This is a genomic window from Natrinema pallidum (genome assembly GCF_005890195.1).
GTDB classification, from domain to species: domain Archaea; phylum Halobacteriota; class Halobacteria; order Halobacteriales; family Natrialbaceae; genus Natrinema; species Natrinema pallidum.
The window spans coordinates 2,646,932-2,669,029 of sequence record NZ_CP040637.1; the positions used below are offsets into that span (position 1 = coordinate 2,646,932).

General features: G+C 62.3%; 20 protein-coding genes. 5 read left to right on the plus strand and 15 right to left on the minus strand.

Translation table 11 applies throughout. The features are described from left to right. Window positions 1–8 precede the first annotated feature (8 nt). On the minus strand, window positions 9–1,100 hold the full coding sequence (gene meaB / locus FGF80_RS13075; protein ID WP_138655534.1) for a methylmalonyl Co-A mutase-associated GTPase MeaB: 1,092 nt from the start codon (window positions 1,098–1,100) through the stop codon (window positions 9–11). A 2-nt stretch (window positions 1,101–1,102) separates the two neighbouring features. Beyond that, window positions 1,103–1,519 (minus strand): cobalamin B12-binding domain-containing protein, encoded by a 417-nt coding sequence (locus FGF80_RS13080; RefSeq protein WP_006185380.1) that lies wholly within the window; start codon window positions 1,517–1,519, stop codon window positions 1,103–1,105. A 229-nt stretch (window positions 1,520–1,748) separates the two neighbouring features. Here FGF80_RS13080 and FGF80_RS13085 point away from each other — a divergent pair, with 229 nt between their 5' ends. Continuing rightward, the gene (locus tag FGF80_RS13085; protein ID WP_083864560.1) at window positions 1,749–2,423 is read left to right on the plus strand and encodes an HD domain-containing protein; all 675 of its coding nucleotides are present in this window, start codon (window positions 1,749–1,751) and stop codon (window positions 2,421–2,423) included. A 495-nt stretch (window positions 2,424–2,918) separates the two neighbouring features. Here the strand turns inward: FGF80_RS13085 and FGF80_RS13095 are convergent, their stop codons facing one another. From FGF80_RS13095 to FGF80_RS13110, 4 genes are all read right to left on the minus strand, one after another. After that, window positions 2,919–3,452, minus strand: coding sequence for a hypothetical protein (locus tag FGF80_RS13095; protein ID WP_138654472.1), 534 nt, complete (start codon window positions 3,450–3,452; stop codon window positions 2,919–2,921). Between the two features lie 370 nt (window positions 3,453–3,822). Continuing rightward, the gene (locus tag FGF80_RS13100; protein ID WP_138654474.1) at window positions 3,823–4,272 is read right to left on the minus strand and encodes a DUF5518 domain-containing protein; all 450 of its coding nucleotides are present in this window, start codon (window positions 4,270–4,272) and stop codon (window positions 3,823–3,825) included. A gap of 693 nt (window positions 4,273–4,965) precedes the next feature. Beyond that, window positions 4,966–5,646, minus strand: coding sequence for a LysE family translocator (locus tag FGF80_RS13105; RefSeq protein WP_049908042.1), 681 nt, complete (start codon window positions 5,644–5,646; stop codon window positions 4,966–4,968). A gap of 105 nt (window positions 5,647–5,751) precedes the next feature. Next, entirely contained in the window at window positions 5,752–5,934 is a 183-nt protein-coding gene (locus tag FGF80_RS13110; RefSeq protein ID WP_238705290.1) for a hypothetical protein, read from the minus strand. 369 nt (window positions 5,935–6,303) lie between these two features. On the opposite strand from FGF80_RS13110, the gene FGF80_RS13115 reads away from it, so the two are divergent. After that, entirely contained in the window at window positions 6,304–6,924 is a 621-nt protein-coding gene (locus tag FGF80_RS13115; RefSeq protein ID WP_138654476.1) for a TlpA family protein disulfide reductase, read from the plus strand. A gap of 63 nt (window positions 6,925–6,987) precedes the next feature. Here FGF80_RS13115 and FGF80_RS13120 read toward each other — a convergent pair whose 3' ends face one another. Then, window positions 6,988–9,519, minus strand: a complete 2,532-nt coding sequence (locus tag FGF80_RS13120) for a DNA topoisomerase I (protein WP_138654478.1) — start codon at window positions 9,517–9,519, stop codon at window positions 6,988–6,990. 379 nt (window positions 9,520–9,898) lie between these two features. Between FGF80_RS13120 and FGF80_RS13125 the strand changes: the two genes are divergently transcribed. Continuing rightward, a complete protein-coding gene (locus tag FGF80_RS13125; protein ID WP_138654480.1) occupies window positions 9,899–10,828 on the plus strand; it encodes a sulfide-dependent adenosine diphosphate thiazole synthase in 930 nt (309 codons plus the stop codon). 859 nt (window positions 10,829–11,687) lie between these two features. Here the strand turns inward: FGF80_RS13125 and secY are convergent. The 6 genes from secY to rdfA form a co-directional block, all read right to left on the minus strand. Then, complete coding sequence (secY, locus tag FGF80_RS13130; RefSeq protein ID WP_138654482.1) at window positions 11,688–13,151, minus strand: preprotein translocase subunit SecY; 1,464 nt, start codon at window positions 13,149–13,151, stop codon at window positions 11,688–11,690. Window positions 13,152–13,363: 212 nt separating this feature from the next. Then, the gene (locus FGF80_RS19855) at window positions 13,364–14,050 is read right to left on the minus strand and encodes a hypothetical protein (RefSeq protein ID WP_006185390.1); all 687 of its coding nucleotides are present in this window, start codon (window positions 14,048–14,050) and stop codon (window positions 13,364–13,366) included. Between the two features lie 121 nt (window positions 14,051–14,171). Continuing rightward, window positions 14,172–15,068, minus strand: a complete 897-nt coding sequence (locus tag FGF80_RS13140; RefSeq protein ID WP_006185391.1) for a DUF106 domain-containing protein — start codon at window positions 15,066–15,068, stop codon at window positions 14,172–14,174. A gap of 438 nt (window positions 15,069–15,506) precedes the next feature. Then, on the minus strand, window positions 15,507–15,725 hold the full coding sequence (locus FGF80_RS13145) for a hypothetical protein (protein WP_006185393.1): 219 nt from the start codon (window positions 15,723–15,725) through the stop codon (window positions 15,507–15,509). Window positions 15,726–15,878: 153 nt separating this feature from the next. After that, window positions 15,879–17,666, minus strand: coding sequence for an archaea-specific SMC-related protein (locus FGF80_RS13150; protein WP_006185394.1), 1,788 nt, complete (start codon window positions 17,664–17,666; stop codon window positions 15,879–15,881). After that, complete coding sequence (rdfA, locus tag FGF80_RS13155; protein WP_138654484.1) at window positions 17,663–18,421, minus strand: rod-determining factor RdfA; 759 nt, start codon at window positions 18,419–18,421, stop codon at window positions 17,663–17,665. Before rdfA ends, FGF80_RS13150 begins: the two co-directional genes overlap by 4 nt. 709 nt (window positions 18,422–19,130) lie before the next feature. Here rdfA and FGF80_RS13160 point away from each other — a divergent pair. Continuing rightward, on the plus strand, window positions 19,131–19,898 hold the full coding sequence (locus FGF80_RS13160) for a DUF7001 family protein (RefSeq protein WP_138654486.1): 768 nt from the start codon (window positions 19,131–19,133) through the stop codon (window positions 19,896–19,898). A gap of 62 nt (window positions 19,899–19,960) precedes the next feature. Further along, complete coding sequence (locus tag FGF80_RS13165) at window positions 19,961–20,371, plus strand: acyl-CoA thioesterase (RefSeq protein WP_138654488.1); 411 nt, start codon at window positions 19,961–19,963, stop codon at window positions 20,369–20,371. A gap of 28 nt (window positions 20,372–20,399) precedes the next feature. Here the strand turns inward: FGF80_RS13165 and FGF80_RS13170 are convergent, their stop codons facing one another. Together FGF80_RS13170 and FGF80_RS13175 are read right to left on the minus strand one after the other, a co-directional pair. Next, the gene (locus FGF80_RS13170; RefSeq protein ID WP_138654490.1) at window positions 20,400–21,125 is read right to left on the minus strand and encodes a class I SAM-dependent methyltransferase; all 726 of its coding nucleotides are present in this window, start codon (window positions 21,123–21,125) and stop codon (window positions 20,400–20,402) included. A gap of 20 nt (window positions 21,126–21,145) precedes the next feature. Then, the gene (locus tag FGF80_RS13175) at window positions 21,146–22,045 is read right to left on the minus strand and encodes a thiamine-phosphate synthase family protein (RefSeq protein WP_138654491.1); all 900 of its coding nucleotides are present in this window, start codon (window positions 22,043–22,045) and stop codon (window positions 21,146–21,148) included. Window positions 22,046–22,098: the final 53 nt, after the last annotated feature.

Below are 22,098 nucleotides of genomic sequence, written 5' to 3' on the forward strand. Positions count from 1 at the left end.
TGGTACCGCTACTCCCGGCTCGAGCCGTCCGCTCGCGTTTCGGTCTCGAGGTTCTCGATGCAGGCCTCGACGGGGGCGAGCACGTCGCTGGCGATCGAGTACGGGTCCGTCTCGCCCAGCCGGACGGCCTCCGCGAGCCCGTCGATCCCGCCGCTGTCGGCGAGTTCGTCCTCGAGTAGCGAGTGGACGTCCTCGCGCAACAGGGTGCGAATCTCTTCGGCGTGGCGCTGGCGGACCTTCTCGGCCAGCGTACCGGAGTCGACGAGGTACGCGTGGTGGGCCGCGAGTTCGTCGATGAATGTCTCGACGCCGGTCCCTTTCGTCGCGACCGTTTCGACGATGGGCGGGCTCCAGCCCTCGTCTTCGTCGTCCGTCTCGTCGACGGCGGCGTCACCGCCGCTCATCACGTCGGCACCGTGGTGACCGCCACTGCCGCCGGCGAGGCCGCTTTCCTCGCCGAGATGAACCATCTCCCGGAGCTCCTGAACGGTGCGGGCCGCGCCGTCGCGGTCCGCCTTGTTGACGACGAAGACGTCGGCGATCTCGAGGATGCCGGCTTTCAACGTCTGGATATCGTCGCCCGAGCCCGGCGGGACGAGCACGGCGACGGTGTCTGCGGTCCGGACGATATCAATCTCGTTTTGGCCCGCGCCGACGGTCTCGATGATGATCTTGTCCTTGCCGAAGGCGTCCATCGCTTTGACGGCGTCCGCGGTCGCCGTCGAGAGTCCGCCGAGCGTGCCACGGGCGCTCATCGAACGAACGAAGACGTCCATATCGCCCACGGCGGAGGCCATCCGAATCCGGTCCCCGAGGACGGCACCGCCGCTGAACGGCGAGGAGGGATCGATCGCGATGATCCCGACCGTCTCGCCGCGGTCGCGGTACGCCTCGGCGAGCTTGTCGACCAGCGTCGACTTGCCCGCGCCCGGCGAGCCGGTGATCCCGATCACGTCGGCGTCGCCGGTATGTGCGTAGAGCGCCGACACGAGGTCCCGATAGCCCGGCGACCGGTTCTCGATCTTCGAGATGATCCGGGCGAGCGCACGGTGTTCTCCCGCCAGTAGCGCCTCGAGCAGCGACTCGTCGTCGGCGTCCATGGTCATCGCTGCGGCGCGTTCTCGCGAACGAACTCGATGGTCTCTTCGATCGAGGTCCCGGGACCGAAAATCGCCGCCACGCCGTCCTCCTTGAGCCCCTCGCGGTCCTCCTCGGGAATGACGCCACCGGCGAGAACGAGCGTGTCTTCCTTGGCACCGTACTCCTCGAGGCCGTCCATGATCTTCGGGAGGAGCGTGTCGTGGGCCCCCGAGAGGATGGAGATGCCGAGCACGTCGACGTCCTCTTGGACCGCGGCCTGAACGATCTCCTCGGGTGCTTTGTGCAGTCCGGAATAGATGACCTCGAAGCCGGCGTCCCGGAACGCGCGCGCGATGACGTGCGCGCCGCGGTCGTGACCGTCGAGACCGACTTTGGCGACGAGACACCGAATCGACTCCGCTTCCTGTTCGCTACTCATACCCACTCATACCCGAGCCGACTGTTTGACTTTAACGGAAGTTGGTGGGGGTTGAACCGTCAGTGACGAAACTCGCCGTTCCGATCCGACTCGAGCACGACTTCGGTCGGTCCATAAAATACCGTGACTGTCAGTTCTCACCGAAACCGGTCCGAACCAAAGGCTAAAGAACGAAACGACCGAACATTCCGGTAATGACTATCATTCGTCTATTGCGGAGGGATCTATCGTGGGCGTTGAAATAAAGGAAACGCGAGTGACCGACGCGGAGTTCGAGGAGATGAAGGGTTTCGTCTTCGAGTATCTCGCCGCCAGCGTCGAGAAGGAAGAGGAAGGCGGTCGCATGCGCTGGTACCCCTGGCACTCCGCCGAGTACCGGCACAACCACATTCTCAACGTCGTCGAGCTCGCGACCGATATCGCCGAGGCGGAGGGCGCGGATGTCGATGTCACCCGCGTCGCCGCCCTCTTTCACGATGTCGCCAAACTCGAGACCGACCAGGAACTCCACGCCGAAGCCGGTGCTCACGTTGCCCGCGAGTACCTCGAGTCGCGCGCCGAGTTCCCCGAGTCGTTCATCCAGCAGGTGTGTCGCGCCATCGAACACCACTCCTACCAGGGCGACCTGACGGATCTCGCCCTCGAGACCCAGTGTCTCATCGAGGCCGACCTCCTCGACAAGGTCGGCGCGAACGGCACCGCCCTGATGCTGTTGCGGATGGGCTACGAGGCCCGTACCCACATGGACTCCGACGAGATGGTCGAGCGCGTCCTCGAGCGAGGGTACGACGCCGCCTCGCGCGTCCAGAGTGAGACCGCCGAGGGCATCGCCCACCAGCGTCTGAAACGCGTCAAGTGGTTCAGAGAGTGGCTCGAGGACGAGATCGCCGCGCTGGGCAACTAAGGCGGGTCCGTACCGGTCCGGTGTCGCCCGCTCGAGACCAGTGTCTCCCGATCGGCCGGCGAGGCCGACGGACAACCGGATCGGCCAGTGCGTTCATACTGGTCTGCTCTCGAGACGAGTGTAATGCAACTCCCACGTCGACCGAGCGCCATCTCGGTTCTCATCCTCTGTTGTCTCGTACTTCTCGCGACGGTCCCCATCGCGACGGTCGCCCAACAGTCTCCGTCTCAGATCGGAACCGCCGCCGACTCGAACAGATTGACACCGATAGTGTGCCAGAAACCGATCTGAGTGGGGTTGTTTAGCGAGAGCGCAAACGGTTTTAGAAAGCATTTGATGGCATCTCAGTCGCCTTCGACATTAGTGAAGGAGGCGTCTGTGGAATAGTTAATATCAGCCAGGTCTCATAGGTGGGTGATGGTGGCACTATGTAACATATAATAATAAAATAAAGTTTGTATGAATAGTGAATAACGACAACCGGTTTATATAGTATTATCTTGTGATTTTTATCTCATCGCTCACATCCTTGGTTCCAGTTCCATGCCAAACCCACCCATCATATGAAACCACAATGTCGCCATCTGGTTCCTGACAAATCTCCCAGCCAAGTGTACCAAAACCAACATCATATTCTTCTTCTTTACACTTAGTTTCTCCGCATGGGAGGTCAAATGATCCTGTTGCAACACTAAGATCTAGTTCAACCTGTGCGCCACATTCATAGAGCGTGAAACAAAGATCGACAGGTATTCCTTTATAAATATCACGAGTTACACAGAAATCTCTAACGACCTCGGAGCTTGCAGTTACTGTAGAAACCTTTGGTCCTTGATTATCATTCTCAGCGATCTCGTAGGTTGTTCCTGCCTCTTCAACGGTGAACGAACTTTCATCATCTAGCTTTTCACTTATAGTCGCTTCAGAAATAGTAAGACCGCCGGTATTAGTATTGTCCTCACTTGAGCCCAATTCGCCATTGTCATTTTTATCACTTTGTGAACTATCTGTGCTACTTGCAGTTGCCACTCCAGTAGATACAAGAGTAGCGGTTCCGATTCCGGCGACTAATTGAAGAGCTTCTCGTCAGGAACTGATCGAATTGTTTTATCTCCCATCGAATAGATAGCTAACCAATCTAATCATATAAATCCGCTGTATATTATTTGGTGTTAAAAAGTCACTCCATGCGAGCGTTCAACGCCTAATCCAAGGAAATCGTTTTTATCTCTCTGAGTGGACAACGTTTGATGGAAGCAGACGACGAAGGCCTCTCCGGGTGTTTGCCCTCCACTTGTTCTGCTAATATTCTTCTAAATCCCTGCATAGGTCTTACTGAGCAGGTCTACGAGTGTGAACAAGAGACTCAACAATATGTATACTCCACAAACTGATTTGACTATACAGTGCCTGATCTCCCTGTTTTTCCGAATTTTTTGGTTAACCATCCGCCAAACAGACCGCCTATGGAGCCAGTTATCCCACCCATTGCGAATATAACCATAGTGAATAAAATTGTGAAAAGAGCAAGCACGATTGAGGAAGACGTATTGGTAGTTGAAGTAGTGATATCTGAGATACCGAGAATATACGCTGGTAGTGAACCAATTAAACCAGCATAAAACCCAGCCATTGATGCGCGTAAGGATGTTTCGTTAGCGAGGTATCCTGAAACAATCCCCCCGAAAAAGACTAATCCGAGTGTGAAGGATTCTCCCGAAGTATGATATATGTTATACACTATGGTCAATGGAATTGAGATAAGTCCACCAACGAGGGCGCACTTCAATATTTCATTTATCTTTTTATAGAATGGGGGCATTCCAACCATTTTCTGTGTGTTCTCCAATAATGTCCTATAGTATAAATCTTAGTCTCCATTCAGCAAAACTGAATCCATCGGTATCACGTAGAACAGTCAGTTATAACCACGATTGGCCGAATTTATATAATATGGTTTAAAACTAGTAGTTCTGGGAATATAAACATTCCAATACTTATTAGAATAACAGCGCTCCAGCGGTGAACGGCACTTTCTCTCGGTGATTATCGTGTTTATCGGCCTCGACGGTACCGCGAACGCGACCCCGAGGATCACGCCAGCCAATGCTGTAACGACGAGTGATGCCACGCGTTCTTGGTCGTAGCGAGGCGAATTGGTGTGAAAAGCGTAGTGACTTCGGCCGAATGGAGAGACGGCGTAGCCGGTCGACCGACCCGCCTAACGAGATTTGAATTTCTTATCGAGAAACCCATATTTCGGACCGTGTCTCGCCCCACATCGGGCCGCCTTGTTCCGTTGAAGATAACGTGCGAACTGCTAGTACCACTGATTATTTGCTGTGTACTCCTAATAGCACGTATAAACGAGACTCGAGCGGCTGTTGTGACGGGCGGCGGTCGCTCACCACAGTTGTGACTCGAGCAATCGGTCGGGCCGGGACGGGAACGCGATGAATCATCGAACGCTCCTCGCGCCGGCCGTCGGCATGCTGGCGCTGGTCGGCTGCCTCGACAGCGGTACCGAGAACGGCGAGACCGCTCAGACGAACTGGAGCGACCCCATCGCGAGAAAGAGCAGGCCGAACCCGACGAGGACGACCGCACTCAGTGTTGCGATCGCGGGTGCGAAGGCGTCGACGCGCTTCCCCGCCGCGACCAGCGCCGCCGGATAGGCGACGACCCAGATCGCGATCCCGCCGAAGAACCCGAGTAGCAGCGCCGGTGACCCGGTCTGAACGACTAACGTCCCTCCGAGTGCCTCACCCACGACTGGGGCGTACGATAACACGTCGAGCGTTCCCGACTCGAGCAGGCCGACGCCGACGGTGAGCCAGAAGCCGATCTGATAGGGGTTGGTCAGAGAGAGGACGAACGTTTTCCGGAATCCCGTGGCAGCGGCCCGACTGGCGTCGGTAAACGACGTGGTGGCCCGCGCGTCGTCGATCGCACCGCTGGCGAAGTACAACATCAGACAGCCGCCGGCCAGATAGAGCGCCGGGCGGACCGCCGGGACGCTGTCGAGAACGGCGACGAGCCCCGCAAGGGTGAGAACGAAGAAAATCGCGTCCGCCAGCATCGCGCCGAGTCCGGCCCGGAACCCGGCCGCCCAGCCGCGGACCACGCTCTCCTCGGCGATGATCGCGTTCATCGGTCCCGGCGGAGCCGCAAGCGCGAGTCCGAAGACGACGCCGGCCAGTGTAGTGGTAACGGGCGAAGCCACGAGTCTCAGTCTCGACTGGGCGCGCCGCCGTCAAAAGCGCAGTGATCGACTCGAGCCGGCGGTTAGCGGTGCCGACCGCCGGTGCCGGTTCGACGGACCGTCCGATCACTCCGACTCCGTCGTCGGTTTCGTCGGCTCCTCGAGTGCGCCGGGCGCGATCGAACACCCACAGGGCGTCGCGATCCGTTCGAACGGGCCGCGCATCGTCACCTGTGAGACCGGGGTCCCACAACGAGGGCAGTCGGGAAGCGACGGCCGTTCATCGGTATCGCCAACTGAGTCGGTCATCGATGCCACCTCGAACCGGTGGGACGAAGCGGGCGTTCGTGGACGTGGGTGCTCGAACACGGCCGTCGAATCGATCGAGCGGTCAATATGACGGTAGCGTTCCGTTGCTGATACTTATATCTATTGAATACTAGCCTAGAAAATAATCTCGGCCCGTTCGCCCCCCGATTAGGGGTCCGTATCGACAGCCGCCGAGCGTGTTGGGCCCGACTGCGTCCCGTTGCTCGAGGGACTGGACCCGGTTGTTCGACGCGCGGACCAGTGTTTTCTTTTCGTTTCGGATCGTGGGCTGACACGTAATGAGGGACCGGACCCGGTTCGAAACGCCCGAACGGAGTCCCCGTGCCCGACCCGTGGAGGCGTATCAGAATGAGACGACGCGAACTACTCACTGGCATCGGTAGCGTCGGCGTTCTCACCGGTGGAGCCGGTGTCGTCCTCGGCGGACTGCCGTCGTTCGGGGACGAACCGGCCGCCGAGTCGGAACCCGACGAGGGATCGGAATGGCCGATCGAGATAGCGACGCTCGACGCTCGAGGGAGCGAGGCCGGGACGATAGTGGTCCCCAACGACGGGATCACGGTCGCCGAGTTCTTCGTCACGGGCTGTGGCCACTGCCAGGCACAGATGCCACGCCTCGCCGAGGCCCAGTCGCGACTCGTCGACGACTACGGAGAGGACCTCACGGTCGTTTCCGTCACCTATCAGTCGACGGACTCGCTCCCGGACGACGAACTCCGGACGTGGTGGCGAACCCACGACGGCAACTGGGCCGTCGCGCGCGATCCGGAATCGTCGCTGGCGGCACACTACGGCATCATCGGCTATCCGGTGACGGCCGTCATCGACGAAACGGGCGAGAAACGCTGGGAGAAACTCGGCGTCAAGTCAAGCGACGCCATCGTGCAGGCGGTCGAGGCAGCCTTCGAGTCGTTCGAACGGGATCACGGGCCCTCCGGAACCGCGTCGAACGACTCGACGACGGCCTGATGGGTCGTTTCGGCGTGACTTCGAGCCCGAACGACGGGTGCGCCGAGAGCCCGACCGAGGACACTACGCCTTCGCCTGCCAAGTCCGGATGCGATCGGCGCTGACTCCTTCAACGTCCTCAGCGACGGCATCAGGGTCGGCGTCGGTCAGGTCCTCGAGGTCCTCGATCCCCGCGTCGGCGAGTTTCTCGACGGTCTTCGCGCCAACCCCGTCGAGCGCCTCGAGATCGGATCCCGACTCGCTCTCGCGGGCCTGGAACTCCTGATAGTTACAGATCGGGCAGCCGAGTTCCCAGGGGTCGTCGCCGCTGTGGACGACGAGTTCGGGCAGGTCGTGTTCCGCACAGCGCTCGTCGGTGACCTCGATCTCGCCGCGGCGGGGCAGGGGCAGCGAGTACTCGCAGTCGGGGTAGCGCGTACAGCCCACGAGGCGGGAGCCGCTCTGGAGGGTTTTGACTGCTAACTCGCCCCCGTGTTCTTCCCCGCAGTCCGGACACTCGCCCAGCACCGGCCCTTCGCCGGCGTCTTCGGCCTTACAGAGCGGGCAGCCGTGGACGAACGTCTGGCGGCCCGCGAGCATCTTGACCTCGTGTAGGTCGTGCTCCGCACACTCCTCGTCGAGGATGAGCGGTTTGCCGGTCGAGGGCAGCGGCAGCGTGTGCTCGCAGTCGGGGTAGCCGTCACAGCCGATGAAATAGGAGCCGTGGCGGCTCCGGCGCACGAGCAGGTCCTCGCCACAGTCGGGACACGGTCCCAGCCGCTTGTCGTCTTTGAGCGACTTCCGGAGGTGATCGCCGATCTCCTCGCGCGAGTCCGCGAGGTTCTCGAAGATTTCCTCGAGCATCTCGCGAGACTCGTCGGTCACGTCGTCTAAGGTCGCCTCGCCGTTGGCGATGGCGTCCATGTCGGCCTCGAGCTGGGCGGTCATCTCCTCGCTGACGATCCGATCGGCGTAGCTCTCGGCCGCGTCGACGACTGCCATCGCGAGCTTGGTCGGGCGCGGCGGGTCGCTCTCGATGTACCCCCGATCGTAGAGCTTCTCGAGGGTGTTATGGCGGGTCGACTTCGTCCCGATCCCCATCTCCTCCATGGTCTCGATGAGCCGCGACTGGCCGTAGCGACGGGGCGGCTGGGTCTGTTTGTCCTCGAGTTCGACATCGGAGAGCGCCAGAGTCTCGCCCTCGTCGACATCGGGGACGTAGTTCTCCGTCGTACTGAAGTACGGGTAGACGTCGTGGTAACCGGGTTCGACGAGGCGTTTGCCGTTCGCCTTGAGCCGGTGGTCGTCGGCCTCGGCAACGACCTTGAGGTGTTCCCAGACCGCGGCGTCGGCGACGGTCGCGTAGAACCGCCGGACGACGAGTTCGTAGACCTCCCACTCGTCGTCTGAGATGTCGCCGCGGCTCGGGATCTCGCCGGTCGGGTGAATCGGCGGGTGGTCGGTCGTCTCCTCGTCGCCCTCCGTCGGCGTGATCTCGTCGGCCTCGAGCAGCGACTCGGCGCTGTCCCCGAGCGACGGATGGCTGACGAACTCGTCTAAGAGCTCTTCGGGATCGAGGTCGTCGGGATAGACGGTGTTGTCGGTCCGCGGATAGGTAATGTAGCCGGCGGTGTAGAGGTCCTCGGCGATCGACATCGCCCGTTTGGCCGAGTAGCCGATGGCGCTCGCCGCGCGGATGAACTGGGTCGTGTTGAACGGCTCCGGCGGCGTATCGGTGCGGGTTCGCCGGGTGACGTCGACGACGGTCGCGCTCTCGCGCTCGGCGAGCGTCTCGTAGACCTCGTCCGCGATATCTTCCTCCCAGACGCGCTCGGCCTCGTTGTCGTCCTCGTCGCGGTAGAAGTACTGGGACTCGAAGGCGGTGTCGTCGTCTCGCGGTTCCTCACCGCTCGACGTCTCCGAGGCGCGTTGCGCCTCGCTCTTCGTGAGGTCCGCGAAGATCTCCCAGTAGTCCTCCGGATCGAAGGCTTCGATCTCGCGCTCGCGATCGACGATCAACTTCAGCGTCGGCGACTGTACCCGGCCGACGGAGATGAAGTCGTCGCCCAACTGGCCCGCGGACAGTGAGAGATAGCGAGTGAGCGCGGCCCCCCAGACGAGGTCGATGATCTGGCGGGCCTCGCCGGCGGCCGCGAGGTCGAAGTCGAGGTCGTCGGGTTCGTCGAACGCGTTCTGCACTTCGTTTTCCGTGATCGAGGAGAACCGAACCCGGCGGATCGGTACGTCTTCGTCGACGTTCCGGACGATGTCGTAGGCCTCCTTGCCGATCAGTTCCCCCTCACGGTCGTAGTCCGTCGCGATCGTCACGCGCTGTGCCCGACGGGCCAGGAGTCGCAGCGTCGCAACGATGTTCTCCTTCGTCGCCGTCTTCTCGACGTCGGCACCGATCAACTCGACCGGTTCGACGTCCCGCCAGTCGGAGTACTCCGACGGGAAGTCGACCCCGACGACGTGGCCCGACAGCCCAACACAGCGCTTGCCGCCCCACTCGTAGACGTTGACGCCGTTCTCTCGGCTCGAGTCGTAGGTCCCGCCGGAAAGGATGTCGGCGATCCGGCGGGCCGCGTTGTCCTTCTCCGTGATGATCAGCTCCACCGGGGGTCACCTCCCGCTTCGCGAGCGTCCGGCTGCCGTCGTCGCGGACGAGTGTCGGTCATCGTCGGTCGGTACGATTGAGTCGCTGATAACGCTTTCGCCAAAACCGACCGACAGCGCGGGTGTGCGTGTGATCGCGGGCTCGCGTGGGCGTGTGCGCGAGGTCCCTGCGGAACGACCACCCTGCGCCAGCGAGCCGAGGCTGGTTCGACGCGCGAACGAGAACGCAAGAGTGAATTAGCCGAAATCAGACGGAACAGGACCTCGAGGCCGAAATCCCCACCGAACGTGCGTTTCCGTGAGACTCCCACGAAAGTTGCATGAGTTCCGATCACGGCTGCGATAGGCTTTTCACTACCAAGTCATACCACCTAGTTGTATGAGCGAATTCGAGCAGTTCAGTCAGGTCGGCGAAGCCGACGTCACCCGCGCGATCGGACAGGAGTGGACCGAGGAGTTCATGGATTTCTCGGACTCGGACGTCATCATCGTCGGCGGCGGCCCATCGGGGCTGACCGCGGCGAAGGAACTCTCCGAGCGCGGCGTCCAGACGATGGTCGTCGAGAAGAACAACTACCTCGGGGGCGGCTTCTGGCTCGGCGGCTTCCTGATGAACAAGGTCACCGTGCGTGACCCCGCACAGAAGATCCTCGAGGATCTCGACGTGGACTTCAAGCAGTCCCAGGACAGTGAGGGGCTGTACGTCGCGAACGGGCCCGAGGCCTGTTCCGGACTCATCAAAGCCGCCTGCGACGCCGGTGCGAAGATGCAGAACATGACCGAATTCACGGACATCGTCATCCGCGAGGACCACCGTGTTGGAGGCATCGTCATGAACTGGACGCCGGTCCACGCCCTGCCGCGCGAGATCACCTGCGTCGACCCGATCGCGGTCGAGGCCGATCTGGTCATCGACGCGACCGGCCACGACGCGATGGCGGTCAAGAAACTCGACGAGCGTGGCGTCCTCGACGCGCCGGGCATCGGCGACGCCGAGGCGTCGGCGACCGGTATGGACCAGACCGGCGACGACTCCTATGGCGCGCCGGGCCACGACTCGCCGGGCCACGACTCGATGTGGGTCGGCAAGTCCGAGGACGCCGTCGTCGAACACACCGGCCTCGTCCACGACGGCCTCATCGCCACCGGGATGGCTACCGCGACGACCTACGGCCTGCCGCGCATGGGGCCGACCTTCGGCGCGATGCTCGTCTCCGGGAAGCGGGCCGCCCAGGAGGCGCTGGACGAACTCGAGATCGATGCCGATCCCGTCGAACTGACTTCGCGCGCGGCTCCCGCCGACGACTGAGCAGCGACCAGTTCGGACGTGTGGGTTCGCGGCCGAATCGAACGCCGGGAAGCGAAACCGCGCCGTTGGTTTCGCGGCCGGTCGACTGAGTGAGGTGTGACTGGTTCGAATAGGACTCCTCGAGAACCCGCGTCACCGTTCGCTAGCCCCGCATGAAACGAGTAACACACTGCTTGCAAACCGTCGTCGATGGGGCGGGTGTGACGTCTCAAAAGAAACTCAAACACTGTTTCCGAGCGATCTCGCTAGCCGTATCTGACTGATTATTTGCTGAGATTTACTATCTGTCTTATCGACATATTCACCTCTGTATAATTCAGCCGACGATCCGTCCCGGGATTCGTGACGTGGAGTGAGGCCGGACTGGAACCAGAACCCGGCTCACGTCGCGATCGACGAGCGCGTGCCCGGTTCGACGGCGGTCGGGAGCCTCTGTGCGCTGTCGCCGACTCCGGTCCGAGCAAGCGACTGGCTGCGAAATACGAGCCGACACCGGCGTCACTAGCCGTTCTTCACTGGTTGTCACGGGCCACACAATCGCTCCGATACCGCGTTATACAGCGCCATGGTGGCATAGTTCGCTGACCGACGCCGTCAACGACGTGTGACTCCGCTTCCAGAGACGACCGACACGGAGATCGGAACGACTCCATATCAGATAATAATTCTGGGAATAAGGCGATCATCGACGTCTTCGAACTGTTTCGGTACCTCTCGAGAAGAAACTACTAGATGGTTTCTCTGCTGTTCTCGTTCGCAGTCTCAATCGACGGATGAGTGTCAATCGGCGTCGGTTCGCCGAACGGAACGTCCCCGGACGATCACGGTGTGGACTGCGAGCCGACGCAGCGTCGGCGGGTCAGCCGAAGAGTTGACGCATCATCGGATGCATCTCCATGAGTTGCTCCTCGGCGATTTCCTCGTAGAGTTTGTACGTGATGCTCACCGTGAGCAGCAGTGAGGTTCCCGAAATCCCGCCGATGGTGCCGAGCATATTCGCGAGCACGGCCAGGATACCGACGAGCAGGCCGCCGAGGACGGCGACCTGCGGGATGTACCGTTCCATGACCTGCTCGATGACGCCGACGTTCTGGCGGAAACCGGGGATCTGCATTCCGGAATTGTCGATCTGTCGAGCCGTCGATTCGGGCCCCATATCGGCGGTTTCGACCCAGAAGACCGAAAACACGATCCCGCCGCCGAGCATGAACACGAGGTCGATCGCCACGCGGAGGATGACCTGCCAGGGATGCTGTGTCACGTTACCAGTCCACCACATCCACTGCCGCGGGGTGTGGATCGGGTTCAAATAATAAAACAGTCCATCGACAGGGCTCCCGTTCGCGTAGACACCGAGCCACGCGGGGAGGGCGTCTCCGAACTGCCGGTACAGAATGCGTCCGAGGAACTGGATATTGCCCTGTAGCGCGCGGACGAAAATCAGCGGGAGGACGCTCGCATAGATGAGTTTGACCGGGAACCGTCCGCGAGCGCCCTTGACTCGAGCATGCGAGAGCGGAATCTCGACGCGAACGCTCTCGGCGTAGACGACGATCGCAAAGATCAGCAGCGTCGTCAGGAGTCGAACGATGTTGCCGACGCCGAACAGCAACGACTGGAGTCCCGCTTCGGTGAGCGGCGAGCCGACCTGAATGTCGCCGAGCAGGATTTCGACCCAGGCGGTCACGACGCCGGGTTGCTGGCCGGTGAGTCCGGGAATCGAGAGCAGCCCGCCGATGAGTTTTTGACTCACGCCGGCGACGATAAAGAGCCCGACACCGCTCCCAACGCCCCACTTGCTGATGACTTCGTCCATGAGCAAGATCAGGACGCCGCCGACGAATATTTGAGCGAATATGAGCCACTTGACGACGCTCTGTGGAACGCTCAGTGCGTGAGCGATGTTCGGATCGACCGGCAAGAACCCGCCCGCGAACACCATCGGAAGGCCGGTCAGGCAGATCATGACGATCACCAGTAGCTTCTGTAGTCCCTGATAAAGCACCTGATCGCGCGGATCGTCGGTATCGAGCCCCAACAGGTTCGCGCCGCCCAACAGCTGTAAGACGATACTCGCAGTCACGATCGGACCGATACCGAGCTGGAGGATCGTCCCCTGTCCACCCGCCAAAATCGATCGGAACTGACCGAAAATATCGCTTCCCTGATCAGCGCCGAAGAGGTAGACATTGGACAGGAAGAAATACAAAACGAGCGTGCCGGCCGTCCAGGCGAGTTTCCGACGGAACGGGACGTGTCCCTCGGGGCGGCGGACGGTCGGCATGCGAACGAGGATCGGTTCGGCTGCTTCTTTCCAACTCATCGGTACCACGTCGGCGTCGAATGTAGTCGACAACGATACCCGCGGCCGATAAGAACGGGAGTGTCAGTATGGTATCTCATACGCGTCTCTGGAGTTGATACTCACGCCGCAACCGGGCGAATCCGCGTCGAAGCGAGCGTCTCGACTCGACGTAGACTGCCGGCTGCCGACTGAGTGCTCGTGTCCGACTTGAGCGAGAGTCGATAAAAATACTAGTGATTCGCATCCGGCAGCGACTCGTCGGGCGGTACCGCATCGATCACCCGCATCGGACATCGCCGTCCGAACCGATCGAAGGCCGCAATCGAGTCCTCGTCCCACGGAGGCACGGCGACGAAGACGATCCCGTGGAGATCGTCGCGTTTCGTAAGTCGAAGCTCCGAGAGCGGATGGGTAACGAATCGACCGTGCGTCCGTGTCGGTGGGATCTGCAATTCCATTCCGAAGACGGTACTGACGGAGTTCCGGCCTTTGGGCAGATAGAAATGCGTGAAGACGGGCATCGATTCGGGGATGTCCGCGCGACTCGAGATCCGACTGGCGGGCGTCACGGCCAATCCGATCGAAAGCGACTCCGGTTCGGCGCGGCGAGCCGTCTCGAGCAGCGTTTCGAGGAGCGGCCGCGTGATGTACACCTGATGCCGGTCATCCGTCGGCGAGACCGGCTGTGATGAGAGTGCTGCCGAAACGCCCGTCCGATCACTGGCAACCGCGCCGAGTCCGGCGACGACGCCGAGGAACTCGAGGTCCAGATCGATCGCGATCCCCGGACCGGACACCGGCACGTTCGAGAGGAGATCCATCGTACTTCCGACGAGGCCGACCGCACACAGACAGACACCGATCGAGAACACTGCACCTGAGAGCCGAGAGTCGAAGTCGATGCTCACAAGCGACATGGTTGAGTGACTCCATCGGCCGACGGTCGTGCGTCCCGGTCGTCGTATCGACGGACCCGCGCCCGCGGATGCGGTGACCGACCGGAGTCCGATCGGCGTTGTAACAATGACTTAGCCATTGTTACGAGGATGGGGATGCCGGCTGGATGGCGAGCGTTTTCCGAATGATCTGCCGGGACGCCATCGAGCACAGGAAGTACCAGACGATCCACGTCGCCATCGGACCGACGAGGGGGTCTTGCCACGAGACAGCGCCGGCAAGCGGAACGACGAGTCCGGTCTCGCCGGCTCCGAGGTGTCCGCCACGGACCTTCCAACGGAGCCAGAGGAACACCGGAATCGTCAGCAACATGATCCAGACCATCGGTCGGAACTGCAGTTTGAACATGCCCAGTTGATCGCCGGCGGCCGCCATCTGTTCTTCCCGAATCCGCTCGAGCGCTTCTTCATCGCCCCGTTCTTTGGCCGCTTTCTGTCGCTCTTGCAGGTCGCTCATCCGCTCCTGATACGCCTGTAACTTCTCGGTGTTCGTGAGCCGCGCCTGTAGAACGGTCGAATAGAGGCCGGTCACGATCGCGAGGAGGATGATGACCGCGTAAAACGGGAGGGCATCGGTGATCGGTGCGAGAACGAGATCGTCGACCGACGCGACCGTATTCCGAATCCCCGTGTTCCAGTATCCCATAAAGAAGGCGAGTGCCGTCAGCCCGACCGCCTTGTCGTACCAGGCCCACGGTTCGGCTTCGATCTCGTCCTCGTTTTCGTCCGGTCCCGAACCTTGGTCGGTGTCCTCGAGTTCTCGCTGGATGCGGTTCGGGTCGGCGAGCACGAATCCGCTGCTCTCCGCCACGAGCGTCCCGGTTCGGATCAACCGTCCCCACTGGTCACTCGATAGCGCGTCACTCACGTCGGCCCACTGCAACTCCTCGCGTCCACTGTCGCTCCGTTCGAACACGACTGCGATGGCGTCACGCATCGCTGGCTCCTCGAGAAGCGACGCTAACTGCGGTTCTGGCATAGCCGTACGTAGACGTTATCTCAGAGAGTTATCAACGCTTCCCATCGTCGGCGACCGAGAACCGAAGCGACTGCGAGTCGAATCCGCCAGCGAGACACGCACGACCGATACGGGAGTCAGCAACGACACCGTACGGTCGCTGGGACCGAACTCGCGAGCAGGACAACAGGGTTGGAACCGAAGACCGTCGGCCGGCGACGACTCGTGGTTCGGCACTCTGGGCAACGGTTACCGAGCCGACGTGGTGAGACGGAGCCGTAACAACCACTAAGTCATTGTCAAGGCAGGATCGGGCTGGACCGGGACCAGGGGTACTCCTCCGATCGGAGCGCGTCGGTCCGCAGGCCGCGGCACGACGTGTCGTCCGACTCGTTCCAGCTGAGAACAGGGGGACGCGACCTGTCGTGTGCCTCGCGGGTAACACCGACTCTCCGCGGGTCAAATATCGATCTCGACGGTTTCGGTTTCGGTACAGTTCGGACACGTTAACCGATAGAGGATGTGGCCGGACCTGGGTTCCGTCTCGACGTGTGTTTGCCACTCGCTGTCGAGGACGGTGTCTTCGAAGCCACAGCCGTGACACGTCTGTCGCTTGTGTTCCAGACTCTTCGTAAACGCGTCGACTCCCTTCTGGTGGTGCTCGGTGAAGTCGCTCATCACGTGAGTATATCAGCCCGACTCACTTAACCATATCTAAAAATATACATTGATATACTAGACGGTCGTCCCGACTCTCCTGTCCGCACCTGTCCATGGGGCGCGCATTCACGGCGGACCCGGCAGCTTGCCCACGGAAGCGGCGGACCTGACTCAGGACGCTGTCTCGGCGTCGATGTCGTGGGAGACGACCTGCCAGTCGGCCGGCGACAGTTCGTGACCGTCGAACCCCTCGTGTTCGGGATACGCCGTGAGGACGAGATACTCGGCTCGGTCCCGCAGATAGTCGACCAACGTTCGGAGGTTGTCGCTTGCCAGCCCACCGAGACCGTCGAGGAGCAACACCGGAACGCGCTCGTCGACGTCGAACGCGTCGTGGCCAGCGACCGCTGCGACGAGTCCCAGGACCTCCCGTTCGCCCTCGCTGAGCGCGTCCAGTCGCGCTTCGCGGCCGTCCCGGGCGACGACGAGGTCGAACCCGCTCGTAAGACGGGCCGTCTCGAATCCCGTGTCGAATCGCTCCAGGAGGTCGTTGAGCGCGGTCGAAAACGCCTCGCGGGTGCGCCGTTTGATCTCCGTCTTGCGACCCCTGAGTTCGGATATCTCCGCCGTCAGCGACGCGTACTCGTCGTCCAGCGTCGACAACTGGTCCGCCTGCGCCTCGGCGTCCTCGAGATCCGCACGAACCTCCGCTAACTCCGTTTCGGTATATTTGATCTCGCTTTCCAGTTCCAGCACTCGCTCTTCGGTCGCGTCCACCGCTTCGGCGAGTGTCTCGATACGCGACGCCAGTTCCGACCGCCGTTCCCGGGCGCTTTCCAGACTCTCTTCGGTCTCTGCCAGTCGCGATTCGAGAGCGCCGATACGATCGGTGAGTTCCGTCTCACGCCGGCGAGCCTGCCGAATCTCGTCGCGTTTCGCTTCGAGCGTTGCGACTCGCTCCCGGTACTCGTCGGCTTGCGAGTCGAGTTCCCCGATCCGCTCGTCGAGCGCCGCTAACTGCGCCTCGATCTCGTCGCGTGTGGCATCCTCGCCGCAGAGCCAGCACGTTACCGTGTCCGCGAGCACGTCGTGGGAAACGTCGGTCAGCAGTTCGGTGCGACCCTCATCGAGGACGCGCTTGTTCGCCTCGTAGACCGACTGCAACAGTTCGACGTCCCGCTCTACGTCACGGCGATCCTCGTGGAGCGTCTCGAGTTCGCGTTCGATGTCCTCGCTCGATGGAACCGAGAGCGCCTCGAGTTCGGCTTGCGTCTCCGACAGCGTCTCGCGGACGCGCTCGGCAGTCGTCTCGAGGCGGTCGATGCGGGAATCGATGCGATCGCGCTCCACGCGCAGTTCGCTCAACTGGTCTCGGGAGTCCGAGCTACCGCCGGTCTCGTCGTCGAGATCGGCTCGCTGGGCGTGCAGTTCGTCGAGCGTCGACTCGAGGTCCGTTACTCGAGTCCGGAGCTGTGGCAGTCGGTCGGCGGCGTCCGCCGCTCGGTCGCGTTCCGTCTCGACCCGTTGTCGTTCCGCTTTCAGGTCGGCGATCCGTTCGTCGATGTTTTCGAAATCCAGCGGCCGCGTGAGGAGGTGGTCGATGGTCTCGCCGTTTCGAACGGCCCGTCGGATCTCGTTGGTTTCGTCGAGCGACGCGAACAACGTCGCGCACACCCGATCGTATTCGTCGTGGAGATACGGGGTTCCCGTCCGGGAGACTGACCCGTCCGTCCGCTCGAGGGTGACGGCGATCTCGTCGTCGGCCGTGGTGACGGTGACCCGACCGGTCGCCTGCCCCTCGGTGAGCGGCGTCGCCGTGCCGAGCGCCGTTTCGATGCTCGCGAGAAAGCTGGATTTCCCCTGCCAGTTGGACGCTCGGACGACGTTTACGCCCGGTTCGATGCGTGCCTCTCCCTCCCGAATACCGGCGATGTTCTCGATGGAGAACTGCCACGTCATAACGGGATGGCAGCGGTCGCGACCGCCTCGACGAGGTACGGGTCTTCGAGAATGGCCGTCTGAATCCCCTCGAGGAGTCCGTACGGAACCGCGAGGAGGGACAACGCGTTCCGCCCCTGCTCCCGCATCGACTCGTCCGGCTCGGCGTCGACGTGCGTCTCACAGACGTACCCGCGTTCGACCGCGTCCGCGAACGGGACCCGAACCGAACACTCCGGACAACTCAGTTTGACCTGCACGTCGACATCCGCTTGCTCCCCGTTCCGGAGACGGCCCTTCGAGGCGAGCGACGACAGTACCGACTGGGCCTTTTCGGTGGCCCGTTCGCGAGCCATCCGGACGGTGTCCGTCTCCCAGTCCGTGTCCGCCGACTGCGTGTCCTTTTCGGCCTCGAGACAGTCCTTGAGGTGGTGACGCATCGTGCTCCAGGAGGGCAGTTCGCTATCGATCTCGTCGATATCGAGCCCATCCGTGGCGAGATCGGCCGCGAGTTCGTCGCGGTGGAGCGTTTCCTCGCCCGTAATGAGTTCGTATTCGCGGTCCAGATGGACGGTGACGGTATCTCGGTCGTGCTCCTCGTAGAGCCGTTTCAGGAGCCGTTTGTTGAACCACTCCGTGAGGGCTTTGTATCCGTCGGCGGACCGGCCGTCCGAACCGGTCCAGCGCGCCACCAGATACTCGTTGACGGAATCGTACTCCGGGACGGGGACGGTCAGAGAATGGCGTTCGATAAGGGTATCGACCTTACATCCCATCGTTGTGGTCTGTTCGAACGGAGGGTCCGACCGCTAATAAACGTGATTACTACACGCCCGGACCGTCCGGAAACGGGGCAATCGCGCTGACGGCGTGGCCTCCGGGAACTCTCGCCGCCAGTCCCGCGCAGCTACGGCAGTTTGCTTGTGAACCGCGCCTTATAGTAGGTGGTATGATGTAACACTCATAGAGGTATTCATGGAATCATATGATTTTGGGGCAGGAGACCGGAACCGGGATACTAGCAACCGATACAGCGGTCATGATCGTCCTCCGGCGGTCGTCTTCGTACAACCTCCAACCGGTCGCCGAGCCCATTGTTCGCACACACATCGCGTTCAACTGGACTAGCGGCGCGTAGTCGGTTTCCCCCGAGAGGGACAAACCAACTGTCGGGCGGTCTCGAGTCGTCGGACTGGGTTCGATGGAAGCGGTCTCATCCGAACTGCTCTCGTCTCGGCGTACGGATCGCCGAACGCAACTAACCATAGTATATCATATCATTCGGTGAAATAGTACTGTTATTTATGTATCGGGTCTCTGAGTGAGCGGCCGGTTTCGGTTGTGAGACACCGATCTCGACCCAGCCGTCGGTACGCGGACCGGCCCGCGATTCATGCCGCTCGAGGCGACGGCTCCCGTCCCGCCGTCGATGGGGCGACCGATCGAACCACAACTGTTTCACCAAGTGGTACCACTAGTTTGTACATGGTCGAACGTCTCATCTGCTATCGATCACCCTCGACGACGGCCGCGGTCGACGACATCGCAGCCTGGCTGCGGGCGCGGCTCGACGCGACTGTGGCCGTCCGCGATCGGTTCCTCGATGTCCACCGCACGGACGACCTCGCCGAGCGGTTCGCCGAGGCGCGAGTTCCATCCCCCTACGAGCGCGAGACGGGCAACACGATGCTCGGTACGATCCGATACGAGGAGCGGGCGCTCGAGACTCCCGATCGCGAGGGCGGGGTTCTCTACGACGGCGTCGGGGTACAGCGCGCGCTCAACGCCGCGCTCCCCGCCGACGAGCGCGGACTCGAGACGCTGCACGTTGCGATTCTCGACCGCGCCATCGGGACGTGGGGCGACCACGACGGGCGCTGGCACAAGCGCGTGACCGTCCCCGGCCAACCGGCGCTGGTATCGGTTCCGGGGCTCTACGAGGCCCCCGCCAAGCCCGAGGCCTACTATAAGGAAAAACAGCGCCACGCCCTCCTCTCCGGCGACGCGCCGCCGCGGGAAGTCCTCGAGAATCAGGTCGACGGCGACTTTCTGGTCGCCGACGACCCGCGGACCACCGAGGCCCTGAAGGGGTACGTGCTGCAGGCGTTTCATTACCTCGAGACCGGCGAGGCGTTCTGCGACCGGGAGGACTGTCGGCTCTTCAACGCCCACCGGCAGCCGGAACTGATCGATGCCCAACTTCGTGACCCCGCGTTCTGTGCCGCCCACGCCGACCTGTACGATCGGCCCTGAGTCGGTGCCGGGACGACGAACCGGTGCGTACTTTTGTGCGAGTCCGCGAGCGACAACACACAATGAGTACGGAGTTCACTCACGAGGTCCCCGTTCGCTTTCGGGACCTCGACCCGTTAGATCACGTCAACCACGCCGTCTACGCGAGCTATCTCGAGGCGGCCCGGACCGCTTACATCGAGGAGGTGCTGGGCGTGCCCGAGGCGGACATCGCCTTCGTGGTCGCGACGCTCGAACTCACCTACGAGCGACCGATCACGTACGACGACGAGCCGGTCGTGGCCCTCGCTGTCGCCGAACTCGGCGACTCGAGTTGTACCATGGAGTACGAGATTCGCGTCGACGGTGCGGTCGCCGCAACGGCCGAGACGACGATCGTCCACATCGATCACGAGACCGACGAGCCGACGCCGATCCCGCCGGCCATCCGCCGACGGCTCCGCGAGTACAGCGACGCCGAAGCGCCCGCGTAATCGCCGCCGATCGACATCGACCCCCGGCTCACGGCTGGGGATCGATCGATCGCTCCGGGAGTGTTCCGCCGGTAAGCCGGACGACCCCGAATACGTGGGTCTCGTCGGCGACGGCAACCGCGCGCTCGCGGAGGCGGGCGTGTGCGACACCGATCTTCTCGTCGAGCCGACGATGCGGCTCGCTCTCGTAGCGGAGTTGCGTCGTCGGCGGCGTCGAGAGGACGACGATCGCCCGGAAAACGGCGTTGACCGGCGGGGCGTACCACTCCCCGCTTCTGGCGGCGTTGGCGAGGACGACGGTCCCGTCGGCTCCGACGAGGTCACACCAGTCGTCGACCGCGCCCGCTGGCTCCGCGAGCATGCCGACGACGAACGTCGCGAGGACGGCGTCGACATCCCCGGCGGTCGTGTCCAGCACGCCGGCTCCGTCACGCCCTCCACCGACCGGTGGCTGCGTCGCATCCCCCTGTAGGACGTGGACGTTGTCGTACGCCGCCGTCGCCGCACGCGCCCGCTCGAGTACGGGTCGCGTAACGTCGAGTCCGATCACGGTCCCCTCGGGCCCGACCCGCTCGCGGAGGACGGGGAGGTTCGCGCCCGTTCCGCAGCCCATCTCGACGACCGTATCGCCGGGCTCGAGGCGGCAGGCGGCGGCCGCCCGATCTCGGAGGCGGGCGATACCCGGCGTTCGTCGCGCGATCAGATCGTAGAGGCGTGCCCAGCGACCGTAGAACTCCCGTGCTGACTCCGTCATGCTTCGTTGTCGGGGGCCGTTCAGACGAGCGATCGAAGCGTGTCCGCGACCGACTCCGCGTCCGGGCCGAGGACGTAAATCAGCGGTTCGATTCCCATGCCGCCGGTCTGGTAGAGTACCGTCGCCTCGGGTTCGTCCTCGATCGACGCGCCGACGCTCGAGGCGACATCGCCGGATTCGTCGAACTCGGCGGCGACGTGGCCCTGCTCGGTCAGGTCATCGACCAGGCCCGGCTCGTACGTGATGTTGATCGCCGCCGAGACGTCCGCACCGTGGCGGCGAGCGGCCAACAACACTCGCGCGACGTGCTCCGAGACGCCGAACTCGGGGTCCGCGGGGACCGTTGCGCGACCTTTCACGTCGAAGATCCGTCCGGGGACGCCCGCGACGTCGTCGACGTCCTCCGCGTCGGGCGTACAGGCGACCAGGTTCGAGCCGACGGCGGGGATCAGGCTCGTAAACCCGCTTGCGGTCTCGAGCATTCCCAGGCCTCGTCGCAGCGACGAGAGTACCCGCTCGCTGGTCCGAAGGTCGCTTTCGGGATCGTGGACGCGGAAACTCGCGCCGTGATCGGCGAGTTCCGGCACGGCCTCCTCGTGGAGTTGGGCGAGCAGGTCCCCGCCGGACTCGAGGTCGCGGATCAGGACCTCGATCTCGATGAGCGCTTGTACCGGCGAAATCTCGCCGGCCGCCAGTCCGGTGCCGAGTTCGTCGACGAGATCCAGCACCCGGTCGTCCGCGGCGATGCGGTCGTTGACCGTTACGTCGCCGTGGGCGTACTTCGAGACGGCGCTCTGGCTGATGCCGAGCACGTCGGCGACCTCGCTTTGCGTGAAGCCTCGCTCTCGGAGATCACCGGCGAGCAGCGAGCGGACGGTCGGAAGGAACTCGTCTACGACGATTTCTTCGACGAATTGCATTCGTTGCCCGACGGTACGGCGGGCGACGGGATAACTTGTGGGTCCCGCCTCGA